This is a genomic window from Natronotalea proteinilytica (assembly GCF_055379935.1).
Genome location: NZ_AP043947.1, coordinates 1,770,303 through 1,787,476 on the forward strand (window position 1 = coordinate 1,770,303; position 17,174 = coordinate 1,787,476).

General features: G+C 58.9%; 15 protein-coding genes. 8 read left to right on the forward strand and 7 right to left on the reverse strand.

Going from position 1 to position 17,174, the window contains the following annotated elements:
- Positions 1 to 155 precede the first annotated feature (155 nt).
- Positions 156 to 704 carry a TrmH family RNA methyltransferase gene (locus ACZ5AL_RS07165; protein WP_464513159.1) on the forward strand — a complete coding sequence of 183 codons (549 nt, stop codon included), beginning with the start codon at positions 156 to 158 and terminating at the stop codon, positions 702 to 704.
- Positions 701 to 2,482 (forward strand): methylmalonyl-CoA mutase family protein, encoded by a 1,782-nt coding sequence (locus ACZ5AL_RS07170; RefSeq protein ID WP_464513160.1) that lies wholly within the window; start codon positions 701 to 703, stop codon positions 2,480 to 2,482. The genes ACZ5AL_RS07165 and ACZ5AL_RS07170 overlap by 4 nt, the downstream gene beginning before the upstream one ends.
- A 456-nt stretch (positions 2,483 to 2,938) precedes the next feature.
- On the opposite strand, the gene ACZ5AL_RS07175 is transcribed toward ACZ5AL_RS07170, so the two are convergent.
- The 3 genes from ACZ5AL_RS07175 to ACZ5AL_RS07185 all read right to left on the reverse strand — a co-directional run bounded on the left by ACZ5AL_RS07175 (position 2,939) and on the right by ACZ5AL_RS07185 (position 5,260).
- Complete coding sequence (locus ACZ5AL_RS07175; protein ID WP_464513162.1) at positions 2,939 to 3,223, reverse strand: GIY-YIG nuclease family protein; 285 nt, start codon at positions 3,221 to 3,223, stop codon at positions 2,939 to 2,941.
- Positions 3,224 to 3,838: 615 nt separating this feature from the next.
- A complete protein-coding gene (locus ACZ5AL_RS07180; protein WP_464513163.1) occupies positions 3,839 to 4,837 on the reverse strand; it encodes an aldo/keto reductase in 999 nt (332 codons plus the stop codon).
- Positions 4,838 to 4,933: 96 nt separating this feature from the next.
- Positions 4,934 to 5,260, reverse strand: coding sequence for a MerR family transcriptional regulator (locus ACZ5AL_RS07185; protein ID WP_464513165.1), 327 nt, complete (start codon positions 5,258 to 5,260; stop codon positions 4,934 to 4,936).
- 154 nt (positions 5,261 to 5,414) lie between these two features.
- Here ACZ5AL_RS07185 and ACZ5AL_RS07190 point away from each other — a divergent pair, with 154 nt between their 5' ends.
- The 5 genes from ACZ5AL_RS07190 to ACZ5AL_RS07210 all read left to right on the forward strand — a co-directional run bounded on the left by ACZ5AL_RS07190 (position 5,415) and on the right by ACZ5AL_RS07210 (position 10,319).
- Complete coding sequence (locus ACZ5AL_RS07190) at positions 5,415 to 6,335, forward strand: DMT family transporter (protein ID WP_464513166.1); 921 nt, start codon at positions 5,415 to 5,417, stop codon at positions 6,333 to 6,335.
- A 130-nt stretch (positions 6,336 to 6,465) separates the two neighbouring features.
- Positions 6,466 to 7,233: an energy transducer TonB gene (locus tag ACZ5AL_RS07195; protein ID WP_464513168.1), complete on the forward strand. Its 768-nt coding sequence runs from the start codon at positions 6,466 to 6,468 to the stop codon at positions 7,231 to 7,233.
- Between the two features lie 119 nt (positions 7,234 to 7,352).
- Complete coding sequence (locus ACZ5AL_RS07200) at positions 7,353 to 7,865, forward strand: energy transducer TonB (protein ID WP_464513169.1); 513 nt, start codon at positions 7,353 to 7,355, stop codon at positions 7,863 to 7,865.
- A gap of 694 nt (positions 7,866 to 8,559) precedes the next feature.
- The gene (locus tag ACZ5AL_RS07205; RefSeq protein ID WP_464513170.1) at positions 8,560 to 9,954 is read left to right on the forward strand and encodes a DUF2851 family protein; all 1,395 of its coding nucleotides are present in this window, start codon (positions 8,560 to 8,562) and stop codon (positions 9,952 to 9,954) included.
- 65 nt (positions 9,955 to 10,019) lie between these two features.
- Positions 10,020 to 10,319: a putative quinol monooxygenase gene (locus tag ACZ5AL_RS07210; RefSeq protein WP_464513172.1), complete on the forward strand. Its 300-nt coding sequence runs from the start codon at positions 10,020 to 10,022 to the stop codon at positions 10,317 to 10,319.
- A 470-nt stretch (positions 10,320 to 10,789) separates the two neighbouring features.
- On the opposite strand, the gene ACZ5AL_RS07215 is transcribed toward ACZ5AL_RS07210, so the two are convergent.
- Together ACZ5AL_RS07215 and ACZ5AL_RS07220 are read right to left on the reverse strand one after the other, a co-directional pair.
- Positions 10,790 to 11,239 carry a dCTP deaminase/dUTPase family protein gene (locus ACZ5AL_RS07215; protein ID WP_464513173.1) on the reverse strand — a complete coding sequence of 150 codons (450 nt, stop codon included), beginning with the start codon at positions 11,237 to 11,239 and terminating at the stop codon, positions 10,790 to 10,792.
- Between the two features lie 120 nt (positions 11,240 to 11,359).
- Entirely contained in the window at positions 11,360 to 12,178 is an 819-nt protein-coding gene (locus ACZ5AL_RS07220; protein ID WP_464513174.1) for an enoyl-CoA hydratase/isomerase family protein, read from the reverse strand.
- Positions 12,179 to 12,517: 339 nt separating this feature from the next.
- Here ACZ5AL_RS07220 and ACZ5AL_RS07225 point away from each other — a divergent pair, with 339 nt between their 5' ends.
- A complete protein-coding gene (locus ACZ5AL_RS07225) occupies positions 12,518 to 14,317 on the forward strand; it encodes a PKD domain-containing protein (protein WP_464513175.1) in 1,800 nt (599 codons plus the stop codon).
- A gap of 560 nt (positions 14,318 to 14,877) precedes the next feature.
- Here the strand turns inward: ACZ5AL_RS07225 and ACZ5AL_RS07230 are convergent.
- Complete coding sequence (locus ACZ5AL_RS07230; RefSeq protein WP_464513177.1) at positions 14,878 to 16,632, reverse strand: hypothetical protein; 1,755 nt, start codon at positions 16,630 to 16,632, stop codon at positions 14,878 to 14,880.
- 187 nt (positions 16,633 to 16,819) lie between these two features.
- Positions 16,820 to 17,149, reverse strand: coding sequence for a Smr/MutS family protein (locus ACZ5AL_RS07235; RefSeq protein ID WP_464513178.1), 330 nt, complete (start codon positions 17,147 to 17,149; stop codon positions 16,820 to 16,822).
- Positions 17,150 to 17,174 lie beyond the last annotated feature (25 nt).

Sequence of the window (17,174 nt, forward strand, 5' to 3'; positions counted from 1 at the left end):
ACGAGATGGTTCCACCGAATGCCATTCGGCGTCTACATGGGCCTCCTCCGTCGGCCTTCGCTCACCATGACAGCTTTTTTGAAGGGGGTTGGAACAGAGAGTTTGGCTCGGTCTCCGTCCCCTAACATTCACGTTTGACACAGTACGATCTGCTTATGCGCAAACTTGCTTGGGATGAAATCGACCGTCCGGCTCCGCACGAGCTCGACGACCTGCCGCGTCATCCTGTTTCGGTTATTGCGCACAACATCCGCTCGATATACAACGTCGGCTCAGTCTTTCGCACAGCCGATGCTGCGCGTGTCGAGCACATCTATCTGACAGGCTATACCGGCACGCCTGATCATAAAGACTTGCACAAAACGGCGCTAGGCGCTCAAGATGTGGTGCCGTGGTCGCATCATGACGCGGTGATGCCGGTGCTGCACCGCCTCCGCGACAACGGATATACGATTGCTGCGCTGGAACTGACCGATGTCTCCCATGCGCCCGATACGCTTGAACCCGCCCACTTTCCGCTTGCGCTGGTGCTTGGCAACGAAGTCCACGGCGTAGACCCCGACATCCTGCAGGTCGCTCACTGCGCGCTGGAGGTGCCACAGTACGGCGCGAAGCAATCGCTGAACGTATCGGTTGCGTTCGGCATTGCTGTGTACGATCTTGTTCGCCGCTATCGCTCTTTTTCTAACGGCCTCGATTCATGAACGACTCTCCTGCGCTGTCTGACGTCTTTCCCCCTGTTCCCGATGAGGACTGGCTCGACCGCCTTCGCCGTGACTTGGGCGATAATTTCGAGGAGCAACTCACGTGGGCGCCCCTGGAGGGGATTGACATCCAGGCGTTTTACCGGCGGGCATCGACCGAATCGCTTCCGCATGTAGCCGAACAGGTGCATAGTCAGGCCCTACGCACCCCTCGCGATGCCCCAAACGACTGGATCGTTGCGCAACGCCTGCCGCTGGATGCAACGTCGCTGAACACCCGCATTGCGTCCGCGTGCAGCGGCGGGGCCAACCGCATTGTGGTGACGGCCACCGGAACCGATGCATCGGCCGATCTCTCCGCCGCCCTTTCGACGGCACAGACGGTAGCCAACGAGCACGATGTGTCGCTTCACCTGGATGGCGGTGCAGATGCACTGGCCGTGCTGCAGCGTACGAACAACCTGGAAGCGCTGCCAACCACGTATGCCGACGCACGCATGATGCACGCATTTGGCTACACGGTGCCTTCCGAGGCCGTCCCCTCGCATCCCCACCCTATCGTAGTGGATATGCGGCGTCCGCACGCGGTGGGCGTACCCATGGCGAAAAGCCTTGCGCTCGGGCTGGCCAGCCTGTCGGAGGCCCTTCACGCACAGAGCCCCGGTGTGCTGGAAGCCGGCGTACCGCACACGCTATTGGTATCGGTGGATACGTCGTATTTCCTGGAGATCGCCAAGCTGCGAGCCCTGCGCCTGCTCGTGCCCCAGGTGATTCAGGCCTATGCCGACACGCATGACGTTGCCACGAGTGTCCGCCCCGCCGATGTGACGCTGTATGCCGAAACGTCGCCTCGCTCGCATACGCTGTTCGACCCGCACGCCAACCTGCTTCGGGCAGCCACCCAGAGCGCCGCCGCCGTCATTGGGGGCGCCGATCAGCTGGTCGTGGCACCGTTCCGCCGCGATGCGCACGACGAACAGGCCAACGCCGATCGGCTGGCGCGCAATACGCAACTCATTCTAAAGCACGAGGCCCATCTGCATCGTGTAGCAGACCCTGCCGCCGGTGCCTACTACATCGAACACGCGACCCACCGCCTGGCTCAGGCCGTATGGACGCAGTTTCAGGCCATTGAGTCCGACGGTGGCTTTAGCGCATGGACCCATGACGCGCTCTTTGCCGAGTTTGTCCAGAATGCGCAAGCCGCTCGTACCCGGCGCATGGCCCAACGCAAGGATGTACTTGTTGGCACGAATCACTACCCCGACCCCGACACGCCGGCTTCCCTTCCGCCAACGGCCGCTGTCTCTCCTGCAGAGCAGGCATTTGATGTGAATCCGCCCGCGTGGGCACAACCGCTTCACCTCTCGACGCCCTATGATGCCCTGCGGCTCCGCATCCAAGCTCTTGATGAGCGCCCCACCGCGCTTCTGGTGCCGGTGGGCATCCCCGCCATTCGCAGTGCACGCGCCACCTTTGCGCGCAACATCATCGGCTGCCTTGGACTGGACTTGGTCGAACCGCTGGGATATGACTCGGTGGAGGCGGCCCTCGACGCCGTCGTCGAGCAGACCCCGGATGTGGTGGTGTGGTGCACCGACGACGACACGCTGCCTACGCTCATCAACCGTGCTTTAACGCGTTCGCTGGACGCCATCACCCTCACTGCTGCCCCACCCGACGCCGTCCCCCACGCCGACGATGTGGACCTGCTCTTGCATCGCGGGGCCTCCATCCGAAAGCGCCTGGAACAGCTCACCGATCTCTTAACGGAGTAGCTCTTAACGGAGTAGCGATGCAACACGACGCTGTGTGGTTGCGGAGTGGCAACCCTTCCAAAAAAAACCTGTCATGGCGAACGGAGCCCCCACAAAAAACCCTAGTCCTTGCACATAACTTTTTCTTCGCTATGTTGTTTATTTAACGTTGGTTGCCTCCACCGCCTGTTCAATGAGAGGCTGTTGGACCCCACAAAAAGAACGCACCTGGACGTCTGCTCGGGCGAGTGGATCCTGAATCAAGTTCAGGATGACGTGTCGGGGGGACGGTGCTGGAGACGAACGCTCCCTTTCAACTCGAACGCCCCCCCTCCCAAAAACCGGTCATGGTGAGCAAGCGAAGGCCCCCAAGGGCCGGAGCGCGTCGAACCATCTCCGCAGCGCTCAGCGGCTACTGCCGAATCGACGGTCCTGCCCGGTTCGGGGGAGAACGATCGATAGGCGCTGCCAACGGCATCAAAAATACGACAGCGTCTCCAGCGATGGATTCGTACGGCGAATGAGGGCCCACTTCTTCACGCGCGTCCACCGCTTGATCTGCTTATCACGGCGCAACGCGTCGTCGACCTGCTCGTAGGGCTCGGCGTAAATCAGATCCGTCACATTGTAGCGCTTCGTGAATGCGCTGCCGGTGACGTCTTTGTGGGCGTGGACGCGGTGGGCCAGATCGCCGGTCACCCCGATGTAGAGCACGGTGCGGTGCCGGTTGCTCATGATGTAGACATGGTACGTGCGGGCCATGACAAGCACGATCAGCCTGGGCTATGGGTGCAGCCTTACGACCCGCTTGTGCTGCGTTTCGTAACGTGTGCGCTTGATCGGACGGGTCTGCTCATCTCGCGGGAGATCTTTCGACTCCGCCCCTGCTAGACGCAGTTGCTCCGCTCAAGATGACAAGTTGTACGTGATGGTTGTGCTGTATGGAGGCGAGCGGAGCACTCCCCCCACAAAAAATCGTGTCATGGTGAGCAAGCGAAGGCCCCAGGGCCGGAGCGCGCCGAACCATCTCCCTGGCGCTCAGCAGGGGCTACCGAATCAACGGCCCTACCCCCACAAAAAACCCTAGTCCTTGCACATAACTTTTTCTTCGCTATGTTGTTTATTTAACGTTGGTTTCCTCCACCGCCTGTTCAATGAGAGACTGTTGGATCCTACAACAAGAACCCACCTGGACGTCTGCTCGAGCGAGTGGATCCTGAATCAAGTTCAGGATGACGTGTCGGGGAGACGGTGCTGGGAGACGAACGCTGCCTTTCAACTCGAACGCCCCCCTCCTCCAAAAAACCCTGTCATGGTGGGTGTGAGGGATGGGCCCTCGCAGTTCTTGGCGGGCGGTTCTTGTCATGTTGGAGCGTGTCAGGTCCAGGACAGCGCGCTGCGGGTGAACCAATAGGTGCTGGGCTCTTCGGTAAGCGTCTGCAGCGCGGCCTTGGCCTCGGCGTCGTAGTCTACGGAAAGGGCGGCTATATTGGACGCAAGATGATCCTTCCGGGCGGCACCGCTGAGCACCACATCTACCCACGATTCGTGAACGACTGCCGCCAGCGCCAGTGCGTCGATGGTCGTATGCAGCCGGGCAGCCTGTTCGTCGAGCACCGTCCGGGCGTCAGCAAACGACTCATTTTCGTTGCGTGGCGTCAGGCGCCCGTTGGCCACCGCTTCTTTGATGATGACGCCCAGGCCGGCCTCGTGTGCTCTCTGTAGCATGGGGCCGGCCGAAGGCTCCAGCACGTTGTACGTGGCCTGCACTGCATCAAACAGCAGCGTGCCGTTGACAGCTACCTGAAGCGCACGTTCAAGCGTTTGCGCCTGCCGGGGGCCGCTTAGCGACAGCCCCAGCGCCACGCCGTGCTCGTGCTTGATGCGATAGAGCGCCTCGTGCACCGCCGCATCGTCTAAAACGCCGGTCTTCAGCGTGGCCGAGTGAATCTGATACAGGTCGAGGTGGGGCCCCAGCCGGGCGTTCGTCTCTTGCCACTGCCGCTCAAACACCTCAACCGAGTGATCTTTGACCTCGTGCACCTCCGCATCGACCGACCAGTCGGCGGTGTAGGTGTAGCCCCACTTCGATCCAATCGTGGCATCGGTGGGAGCGAGGGAGCGAGCATCGAGCCAGCTTCGTAAGAACGACTCGGCCCGCCCGTACGAACGAGCCGCATCAAAATAACGAATGCCGGCCTCCCAGGCGGCGTCGAGCACGGCATGCGTGTGGGCTTCGAGCGCTGCTACGCTGCGGCGGCCCTCCAGATCGTTTCCGTGACCAAGGTTAATGTATCCGGGACGCCCAAGAGCTGCCAGTCCCAGTCCAATGGGCGATACGGTTCGATTTGTAGTTCCCAGTGCACGGTTGAGCATAAGAAAAGTCGGGGGTAAGGGGGCCGTTGGAGGGCAGACGGCGCGGGGGTGGAACGAGGATGGGCGGGTTCCCTCCAGCATATACGACGCAATCAGCTATTGTGCTTCGGGGTTGAGTTGGGCACGTACATCGACCAGGAACGAGCGGAGGGCGCGAAGCTGTTGGGCGGTTTGGCGGCGCCCGTCGTCGCGCTGCAGGGCCTGACGCGCGCCCTCAATGGTGTACTGTTCTTTCTTGAGCAGGTGCTGAATGCGACGAACAATAGCCACATCTTTCGAGGTGTACTGCCGCCGTCCCGACGCGTCTTTGCTGGGCTGCAGCGCCTCAAACTCCGTTTCCCAATAGCGGAGCATGTGGGTTTGCAGATTGAGCATCTGGCTGACTTCGCGAATGGTGTACTGGTTTTCAGATGAATCGCTCATATCGTACCAGGCTGATGCGAACAGGGCGAGAGGCTACGCACCCGGCAGTCCGATAACCAACTGCCAAGTTCTCAACGATTGTTCAAGCCTATGCACCAACGGAATGCATGTTGCAACGTAGAGGGCATTGTTCTTTCTGATCTGCATGTTTCTTATGGCCAACGCCTCTGCTTCGCCCGAATCCGCCTCTCGTTCATGGCTTGCCGATCTGTCGCTCATGAGCGTGGTGGTCATTTGGGGGGCTAACTTTCCGATTCTGAAGGCGGCGCTGGAGGTCATGCATCCGTTTGTGCTCAATATCTTTCGCTTCAGCATTTCGGTGGCCCTGCTCGGAGGCATCTACGCGTACCGGCACTGGGATCGCTCGTTTTGGGATCCGATGCGCACCCATGCCCTGCCCATCATTGCGCTGGGCCTGACGGGGTATTTTGTGTATCAGCTTCTGTTCATTTTAAGTGTGAGCCTGACTACCGCCGGCAGTGCTGCCCTCATTATGGCGGGGGCTCCGTTGTGGACGGCCTTCATTGGGCGGCTGTCGGGCGTTGAGGATTTGCGGCTTCCGGCCTGGCTTGGGCTGCTGATTTCTCTTGCGGGCACAGCACTTGTTATCATTGATGGGGCCAACGGGGCGTCGATTGGGGAGGGATCGCTCTTGGGCAATGTGCTCATGCTCATTGGCGCGGTGGTGTGGGGCGGGTTCACCACGTACAACAAGACGATTGTGCACGAGGTCTCGCCGCTTGGAATTACTTTCTTTGGACTGCTAGCGTCGCTGCCCCTGCTGATTGGCGTGGGCATTCCGTACTGGGACACCGTGGTGTGGAACGAGGTGGATGCGTGGGTCTGGTGGGCTATTGTGTACTCGGGGGCGCTCTCGACGGGTATTGCATTTGTCATTTGGAATCAAGCCGTTAAGACGGTGGGCCCCTCTAACACGGCGGTTTACAACAACCTGGTGCCGTTTGTAGCGGTGATTGGGGGCGCCTGGTTTTTAGGGGAGACCGTAACGTGGCTTCAGATTGCGGGCGGCGTGCTCATCATTGGCGGCGTCGTGTGGATGCGGCAGGTGCGCTAACCCTCTCTTCATAGGTCATTGACAATGGGCCGTCGCTTTGCTATCCTGCCTGCTCATTCGCCCTTTAGTGAATAGGTTCGTTTCGCTGCTGTAAGGGATTCTATTCTACGAACTGACTACCAATCGACCTATGCGAACGCTACTTTACGGGTACATTCCCCCAGTGCTGGCTTTGACCTTGCTCCTTGCGCTGGCCGCCCCATCCGCTGCCGATCTGCCCAATCGCCTTGTATCGGACGACCCGGACCAGCCGATTGAGATTGAAGGTGGCATCGCTGCCGTGCAATCGCACTTCGCATCGCCCGACCTGAATGGCGAGAAAGGACTCGTTGGACGCATGTATCTGACGGTGGCGGTAGACGCTGACGGCACAGTCTCAAACGTGGAGGTGATCCGCCGCCCCAGCACCGACGGTCGCTCCGACGCACTCATTGCCGCCTATGACGAAGCCGCCATCCACGCCGTACAGCAATCGACCTTCCATCCTGCCGAAAAAGAGGGGGAAGCGGTGGCCTCCGAAATCACCCTTTGGATTCAACTGCGGGATGCTGAACCGCCCGCCCCCTCTGATACGCCCGACGATGAAAACGACGCGGCAGTCGATCAGTCTTTCGATATCGAGGGCGGACTGGAGGCCCTGAGTGATAATTTTACGGCGCCTTCCTTTGAAGAGGTTACGCTGGGTGGACGTATCTTTTTGTCGCTCACGGTAGAAGCCGACGGCACTCCGTCTGATGTAGAGATTCTACATCGGGCCATCCCGTCCGATGCCGCCCAAGAGAAGGTAGATGCCCACGACAACGCCGTTCAGGAGGCCGTCGATCGCACTACGTTCATCCCCGCCACCCGCGATGGCGAGTCCGTGTCGCAAACCCAAACGGTGTGGATCTCGATGTGATCGTGATGACTTGTTTCCACCAGTCAGGGATAAGGGAGCGGTCGATCTGCAGTCGGACCCGTACGGGCTTGTATCGCTACAAGCGATGTATCGTACCTTTTGGATCTACTGTTTCGTTTATGCGCTCTCTTACCTTTGCTTGTTCGTCGGCTGTTGCTGCACTGCTCCTGGGCAGCCTCCTCATTCTTGCCGGATGCGGAACGACCGGCTCTAGCACAACCGACGACATTGCCTACCGATCGCTTCCCGATGACGTTGAGGTGTTCTCGCGCGCCGACGTGGATGAAGGGCCCAGCATTGATGGCGGCAGTCAGGCGCTCTTTAACGCCATTGAATATCCCGAAGCCGCGCTGCAAGCCCAGGTGGAGGGGCGCGTGATTGTTAACTTCGTGGTGGGCGATGATGGGTTGATCTACGAGCCAGAAGTGATTGAAGGCGTATCCGTGAACCTGGACGAAGAGGCCATACGTGTCATTCAGGCGGTGGACTGGAACGAGGGCCGCCACGATAGAGAACCGGTGTTCGTGGAAATGGAGTTTCCGATCGACTTCCGGTTGTCTGAGCATGCACCCACGCCCGAACCGCCGCAAGACCCTCAACAGCCGCAGCCTCCTACTCCACCCACGCCTTAAGTACGGATTTCCCCTATTGCGCTGTCATAGGTCAATCTTCGGGTAACGCATGTGTCCCTAACGTACCGAGAATAACGCCTCTCTTGAACCCTCGTCGTGATGTACAACAGGCATGACCTTCGGCCCCTCCGCGTCGCGACGAAGTGCGGACGCTCTGCGTCCTTCTGTTTCTGCGTGTCCTCTTTGAAGGGGAGCGGGTGGTTTCTTGTGCGCAGTGTCAGATGGACTGACGGCGGGCGTTGAGATCCCTCCGCTGGGGGCGTCGGGATGACAGCGAGAGAAGGAAGGCTGCCGACTTGACCCTAAGTAGGCCCACACAAGAATCTTCGAGTATGTCATTGCGAGGAGCGCCAGCGACGCAGAGCCGGGATCTCCGCCGAGCTTGGCAGGACCGTCGATTCGTCAGAGCCTGCTGAACGCCGAGGAGATGGTTCGACGCGCTCCGGCCCTGGGGGGGCTCGCTTGCTCACCATGACAAGGTTTTTTTTGTAGAGGGCTGGGACACAGAGGTTGGCACGGTCCCCGTACTCAAACAGTCACGTGTGACAACCCGGAATCTTTTCGACGCTCCGCACGCACAAGCGAGCCGGGCCCTGTCAAGTCCAAAGAGCTCCTGTAAACAAGGCACGTTACGTTGTGCGCTGTACGGGGTCTATCAGATACGCGGTCCTTTTCCACGGATAGCCGGCGTATCATGGCCTCGTCTTCACCCACCGCTCAGGTATACCTTCTCAACGGATCCGATGCAGCGGTTACCCTTCGCGAACCCGCCGAGACGCTCGCTGAGCGGGTGCCCGAAGCCTTTATCCAGGATCTGTGGGCACAGCAGCAGTTTGATGCCGACGCCTGCACCACCACAACCGGCGAGCCGCTGCATGTGCTTGATCCCGGAACCCTCAACACCGACGCCGGCCCCGACTTCCGGGACGCGCATCTGCGCATCGGCACCATGGAATGGCATGGAGATGTGGAGATCCACAACCAATCGCACACGTGGATTGCCCACGACCACCCCGCCGACACGCGCTACAATAGCGTGGTCTTGCACGTGGTGCTGGCCGCCGATATGTGGACCGGACGCCTCACCCGATCGGATGGATCGCCCCTGCCTGAACTGGTGCTAGGCCCCGTACTCACCGTCCCCCTTCGAAAGGCCCTGCACGAGTTCCTTACACGAGAAGATAACCCCCTGCTGTGCGCTACGCAATGGGCCAACGTACCCGCCTCCACGCGATCCCGCTGGATTCGGCGGCTGGGGCGCTCTCGCTTGCAGTCCAAAGCCGATGCACTGACCGAGCCAACGGCTCAAGTGCTTTTCGAGCGGCTCTGCGCGGCTATGGGATATGCCAAGAACGCCGACCCGATGACCACGCTGGCGCAGCGGTGTCCGCTCTCGTTCCTGCAAACGCTGCCCGACATCCAGACGATCGAAGCTGCGCTGTTTGGATGGGCCGGACTGCTGCCCACTCCCAATGCGTTGGTTGATGCCGATCGCGACACAGCGGACTATGTGATGCGCCTGCGCGATCGATTCCGGCGCCTGCGCACATCCCATTCTGCCGAGCCGCTCCCCCGCGAGCAGTGGACGTACTTCCGGCTCCGCCCAAACAACTTTCCATCGCTGCGTCTTGCACAAATCGCCCAGTGGGTAGCCCCCGATGGCGGCCTGCGAACCGCTCCTTTAGCGTCGGTTCAAGATGCGCTGCACGAAGACAACCCACGAGCGGCGCTACACACGTTCTTAGCCAGCGAGCCCGGACCGTTTTGGCAGACGCACCGCCGCCTGGACCGGGTTAGCAAATCTTATCGTCCCGCCCTGGGTACGCGCCGACGCGACACGCTCATTCTGAACGCCATCGTGCCGCTCCTCCTGCGTCATCCCGATGCCGCCACCGATGCGGTATGGCCGCTGATCGAAGACCTGCCGGTTGCCTCCGACCGCATCACTCGCATATTTAACGACCTGGGCTCGCCCCCCGACACCGCCCTTGCGGCTCAGGGCATGCACCAGCTGTACCGGCAATACTGCACGCAGGGACGCTGTTTGCAATGTGCCATTGGCGATGCCGTCCTCACCGGCAATTCGTAGCAGATGCATCGCGCCCTTTCTATATTTTTGAGGCGCACTCTGTTGCCCGATTTTCCTTCCGTATCATGCTGATTCGCATTGTTCGCCTCACACTGGCGCCCCATCGCGTTGCCGACTTTCGGGACCATTTCCGTAAGGTCGCCCCTGTCATTCGTGAACAGCCTGGCTGTGTGCACCTGGAGTTATGGCGCGATGCGGACTACCCGAACGTGATGATTACGCATAGCCACTGGCAGCACGACGATGATCTGCAGGCATATCGAGAAAGCGATGTGTTTCGTAATGCCTGGCGCACGGTCAAGCCCATGTTTGCTGCCCGCCCACAGGCGTTCAGCGCACAGGCGGTCGCCCCGTCATCGGACTGATGGAGGTGGGCCTGTTGTACCAAACAGTTCTAGTTTTCTGTCACACCTGAAAGTTAGGGAGCGGAGACCGTGCCAACCTCTGGGGCCCCCCCCCCCCCCACAAAAAACCTTGTCATGGTGAGCAAGCGAAGGCCCCCAGGGCCGGAGCGCGTCGAACCATCTTCGCGGCGCTCAGCAGGGGCTACCGAATCAACGGCCCTGCCCCCACAACAAGAACCCACCTGGGCGTCTGCTCGGGGGAATGGATCCTGAATCAAGTTCAGGATGACGTATCGAGGGGCGGTGCCGAAGACGAAGGCCCTCTTTCAACTCCAACGCCCCCCCTCGAATGTCATCCAGATCCTAAATCGAGTTCAGGACAGGCAAGCGATGACCAACGATTATCACCATCTCAGGTTGTGTGCATAGACTAGCCCAAAAAACCTGGGAGGAATTTAGATTCGAAACCCCAAGTTGGCCCCTGATCTTACTTAGTCAGAGACAAACACTTCGACCCGTGAAATCCGGCAGTTCTCCTTGAGATTACATCCACCTCCCCCTACCGTCACCAACATTTCGAGAGGCTGTTCAGACTCGTTCAACACGCGGGTCGGGTGCATTGCGCCTGCCTGAAGGAGGCGGGGCAGTGGAGTCAGACGCGCATGATGACGGTCTACAAGCTCGATCCCTTCGTTGTAGCGAACGATGTACATCCCCTTGTCGAGTTGCCACCACCCATAGCTATCCTCTGGATCGGCCAGCGTGGGGGAGAGACGCTCGCGTGGAGCCGGCGCAAACTCGCTGCCTCCAAAATCCAGTTGGCCAGGTCCTGTTAGTCGAAACACCTGATCCACAGTTAGGTCTGCCCCCTGCAAAGCCTGCTGGGTATCCCAATGCACAAGTCCATTTAGAAAGCGGGAGACATCGGTCACGCGTTCCATAGTTAAGACGCTGTTTGTTTAGAAGCTGATGCAAGGGTTGTACACCGTCCCTGGCGCTGTGTTGACCCGAGCAACGAGGGCTATCTCGTTACATCGAGCGCCCATGCGTGGGCAGATGCATCATTCATCGGCATCAGTAGCAGGATCTGTTGGGGCGGCTTCTTGGGTCCACGGCATAGGTTGGTCGTTCAGAAAGGCTTCGATACCGGCCTGGCAGTCGTTCGTAGAGCGAGCTAACGCATTCATGTGTACGGCATAGTCCAACGCCTCGTGGTAGCCCATACCGGGCACCTCGGCCAGCATTTGTTTGGTAAGCGCCACCGCTGATGCACTTGTAGAGCGACGGATAGAATTGGCCAGTGTGTGAACTGCATCGTCGAGTTCATCAGCGGGCACGCTCTGATGGATCAGTCCGAGTTCGGCGGCTTCCGTAGCAGGTAGCAGACGGCCTTGCAGCATCAGATCGCGCAGGACCGTCTCGCCCAATCGACGGCGCACGTACACCATAACAATGGCCGGTACAAATCCAATGCGAACCTCTGTGAATCCGAGCTTGGCTGGCTCCACTGCAATCGCAAAGTCGCAGACCGCAGCCAACCCGGTGCCGCCAGCAATAGCATGGCCATTGACCTTTGCAATAACGGGCTTCGGGTGCGTGTAAATCGCGTCGAACAGGGCTGCCAGGTGCTTCGAATCCGACCGGTTTTGCATCGGCCCGGCCGTGCGCATCGTACGAAGTGCCGCCAGATCAGCCCCCGATGAGAATGCAGATCCGGCCCCGGTAAGCACAACAATCCGGCTCTCGGTATCCTCTGCATCATTCGCCAAAGCCTCCCGCAGCGCACTAACAAGCTCTGCATTCAACGCATTCCGTTTCTCAGGACGATTCATAGTGAGGGTGCGAATCCCTTGATTAAGCGCGGTTTGGACGAGCGACATAACACTGGAAAAGCAGTTGGGCAATAACGATCGGATGGCCTACAACATACGAATTGAAGGCACCGGTACCAAACCGAACAGACGCTTTTGCGCAATGTCCAAATCTCACACACAGGGTGCGCCAAAAGCGTAATAGGCTTACGAAGAAAACGCAACGCGATGTGCGGTATCGACGCATTCTGTTGCACACGTTCAACGGTATACTTTCGGCGTATTCGGGGGTCCGCAATGTACCCTCCTGTTTTCCCCCCAAACGATGCTGGTACCGTTATGACGATGCGATCTATATTACAATCTCCCCTGTTTGGCGGCGTACTCGTCGCCGTTCTGCTTACCTGTATGCCCTTGTTGGCAGATGCGCAGGTTATTCGCGCACCCAACACCTGGTACGGCCGAGCCGGCCTCGGCGCTTCTGTAAGTGAAACCGACATCTCAACGTATGCGGTGGAACCCTGGAGCCTAAACGCCGAAGTCGGCTACCAGTGGTCGAACCGATTCGGCAGCGGCATTGGCGTGGTGCATGCGAACTATCCGAAAGTCTGGGTCGAGCCGCTTCGACTTACAACGGTGCAGGCCGGCACTCGCATGCTTATGTACCCAAAGGCCGACCTAACACCCTACTTCAACATGGGGGCGCACGCCACATTTGGCGGTGTAAACTTTGGAGGTGGGCCGTATTTCGGGCTCGGACTCGATTACGTGGTCTCGCAGCGTATGTCGGTGTTTGTGGATGCCACTGCGTATGCTACGTTCCCAGACGATGGCATTGACGGGATGCGCGATGGGCGAGCTGCCTTTGATGGCCTCGGTTTCTGGGGCATGGGCGTGCGTGCCACCTTGCGCCCGGCTCCTACACCGATTGATCTGGGCCCCGTAGAGGCTCCTGCTACCACATTCCGGAGTAATGAAACGGTCTTTAGCATCACCCCCACAAACGAGGCTACCAAGCCGATCAAGTACACCTGGCACATGGGTGATGGCACTACTTACACCGGCAAACAAACTGTTTCGCATACCTATCGGATTGAAGGCGATTATTCCGTTCGTGTAGATGCGCAAAACGACGCCGGCACCACCACAAAGCGGCACACCATCACCGTCAACGAGCCGGAAACCCCCGCCCGGGTGCTTGCCCTGCATGCCGACACGCTGCAAGTATCCACCTATGAAATGGTCCGGCTCTACGGTGCCTACGAAGGCACCTCTCCGCTTGACGTGACGTGGGACTTTGGCGATGGCCAGCAACCTGCTCTGGAGCGGGGTATCCATGCGTACGATGCCGACCGGTTTATTGGCGCCTCCAATGTCCAAACAACGCAAGGGTACGTATTTAACACGCCGGGCACCTACACGGTTACCCTCAATGCGTCAAACGCGTTTGGAAGCGATGCGAAAACGGTCACCATCGAGGTGAATGAGGGGCGGCTTATGCGCGCCTCGCTACCGGGTGACCCGTGTGACTCGTGGAGCCTACCTGACCGGCTCTTCTTTGCCTTCGATAGCGCACACCTTGCCCCTCGCACCCAGCAGGTGCTCACCGATCAACTGCCCACGCTTCGGTCTTGCCCCGACCACATGATTCGTCTCGATGGCTTTGCCGACTTCGTCGGACCGGATGCATACAACGAGTCGCTGTCGTTGCGGCGGGCTGAGGCGATCAAGCAGTTCTTTGTGGCCCAGGGAATTGACTCGGCTCGCTTCCTGATCCAAGGCCATGGCCGCATTACCGATGCGTGTCCGCCCTCAGAACGCGATGCAGGCTGCCAGCGCGATCGCCGCGTCGAATCGACCTTGCTGCTTCGTGAACCGCAGATGGCTACAGCACGCACGGAGCCGGTATCGGTTGTCCAATCGGTCCGTGACGACGATGCCCCCGACGCAGCGGCGTCTCCCACAGGCGCTTGGACGGTTGTTGTAGCCTCCGAGGAGAACGAGGCGGATGCGAAAAAGGCGCAGGCCCATTATGCCGAGGCCCTGCCCGATGTCACGTTGCATCTCCTCAACGACTCGACGGAGCGCACACAGAACCGCTACCGCGTCGGTGTGGGCACCTTCACATCGGTGGACGATGCCCGAACGATGCTGACTACGCTAAGCGATCGGGTTCCTCAAGACGCCTGGCTGCTGCGCCTGCCTTAAAAGAAAAAGCAAGTTTAGCCGGGGACGCAAGCGGTCCCCGGCTATGGGTTTCCTCACATCGCAACGTCACTTAGCCCGGGATCAGAAGCGGAGCGCTGGGAGCACCGCGACCGAGTACTCCTGGGGTGCAGATATCCCGGGCGGGTCAGTGAGCCGCGCTAAACACCTACTGCTCTGTCACAGATCAATCTTCGGGTTGCAACGCGCCCCGTTTTAATGTTGTCATCTTGAGCGGAGCAACTGCGTCTAGCAGGTGCGGAGTCTGACACGAGCGCAGCGACTGACGAACGTAGTGAGTAACAATCTCCCTCGAAATGAGCAGGGCCACTCGATCGATCAGAGCCTGCTGAGCGTCGGGGAGATGGTTCGACGTGCTCCGGGCTGGGCCCGTCGCGTGCTCACCATGACAGGTTTTTTGGGAGGGGGCTGGGATACAGAGTTTCGGACGATCTCCGTACCCTAACAATCAGGTGTGACAGAGTACTACGGTCTTCGAGACCTGTCAGGCTTTTTTACGGAACCGTCTCGAACCACCTACCTCTACCAGCAGAGCCAGAAGACTACGGCTGTGTCGCATGCCCCAGTTCAAGCGGACGCAGTTCCTGCGGAGTGGATGGCGTCAGGCGAATAGCTGCCGACGCTGTGCGCGCCATTTCAGTCCACGCATTCGACTGCCAGATGCGGCGGTGGGTACGAATCACCTCTAGCTGAATCTGCCGATAATGAGAGGGGTCCTCCTCGGCAAGCTCTTGGAACGTTTCATACAGTCGCTCCAGGCGATGCTTATTTTCCTGGGTAAACCCAAACTGTCCAATATCATCGACCAAGCGTGCATACGCTCGATCTGCGTCTGTCTGTTCTCCGTTGCGGGGATGTGTGTAGGTAGACCCGTCATACACAAACGTAGCCTCCTCATCCAACTGCACACGACCACTGGCCTCAATCAAGTCGGGGGCTCCCAGCGGCAGAAAGAAGCGAATAGGCTGTCCGCTCACCGTGCTACGCAGCAAGACATTGCCCGCAGCTGGAACATGACCGCTGTACGGATCGGGCAACTTCATATGCGGATTCAGATACCGAAACCGCTCGTACATCGACATAGCATGCGTATCTTCGCCCCAATCGAGACGCTCATCGGCCAGGTCAGCGAGCAAGCTGGCAAGTCGGATCTGCTCGCCTTCTGCTAGCTGCACACGAACCGCCCGCACGGTGTGTGAGGGATCAATCACATTGGGATTATACGCCCGCATGGCCCCCATTACAGCCGGAATGTATCCACGCGAACGGCCCTTAAACGTGGATGACGCGCTCACCGTCTCAAATCCATCGGTAAGCCCCCACATAAAGGCCTCTACCACACTGGGAGCCGTATCCAACTCCGATGCGTTGTCGAGTAAATACGAACGATAGACATGGAAGATGTTTGACGGCCCGGTATGATACGCCGACAAGCCCGGAATTTCGTGCCCCACGGCGTTGATGTATCCCCGCATCAACGTGAAGGCCGGCTCCATCGCCAACAGTGGATGCAACTCTTCTTCGACGCGCACCTGCGCCCCCGACTGTGCAGGAAGCCGGTACGTGTTAATATCGAACTGACGCAAGATATAAGGCATCATCTGGTACCGGCTTCGCGCTCCTGCCGACGACACCAGTTCGTCTTGATTGAATGTTTCGACGACGCCCAGCATGGTAGGCAGCAGGCTCATATCCAGATACTGCGCGAGCCGCATTTCGTATTCTGCAAATGGGAGGTCCCGCTGATACGCCTCATGGATTTGGTTAGCGCGCCCCCACCGTACCGACAACGCACTCCGCGGATACCCTTCCTCTACATACCGATCAACCACGCGACGCGATAACTGCCGACGATGGCGGTCGACTTCACTCCAGTCATACGTGTGTCCATTTTCCCACCGTGTACGCATCTCCTCAAGGCTATACGCCCCCAGATTTTCGTACGTACGGTTGTCAAACACCCGAATGGTGAAGTTGTCATCAACGCCTTGCCGCTTCGTGTACAGATCCAGGATGCGGTGGAACTGCCGCTGTACCGAACTTTTTTCGTGTTCGGAAAGAACGTCAGGGGTTAGATACGAATCGTAACGCGCTTCCGGATGATTGGGGTGCGCTCCCACGGTAAACGCAGCAGGATGCACCACCGTGGTGTCGGGTGCTCCAATTGCACTTTGCAATAACGGCAAATGCTTCGCCATGTATTGGGTAGCATGGCCAAGGTGCCCGGTTAAACTTCCCGTTACCAGGACCAGCAGCACGCCACCAATAAGCAGCGAGGCAAAACGAGTTGCAGTCATTGAGCGAGGTGTGTCAAACAGCATAGCACCAGCACGTAAAGGATAAGGACGTATGGCAAAGCGAATGGAAGAGAGGAGAGCGCCCCCGTCTGCTCCTCAAAACCACACACGAACCAAGAAACAAAAAACCGACTCCGTTAACAACCTGTTCACGCAAAAAACAGACCACATGTCAGCAAACAAGAGATCACGGCGGCCATATCTCTGTCGTTTGAATGCGCTCCGAGGACGCCCCAATGCTCACCCCAAGCGAAAGCAGGAGCGCGCCCGTCTCTCGATGATGGTTCGTCTGGTAATGAGACAAAAACCCATGCTCCAGTTCACGGTAAAGCGCCGTTTTGATAGTACGCTGCCCCGGCATGCCCGAGGTAGAATGTCCATGAATGACTTTAAGCGTGGCCCGTCCCCGTTCTTCCGCTAACTGCAGCGTGTGCCTCGTCACCGAAAGCGCATCATCAACCGTCAGCCCGTGCAAGTCAAGGGTGACTGTTGTGCCATCATCCTCCAAGCGTATCATGTACGTAGCGCGCTATCAACAACGA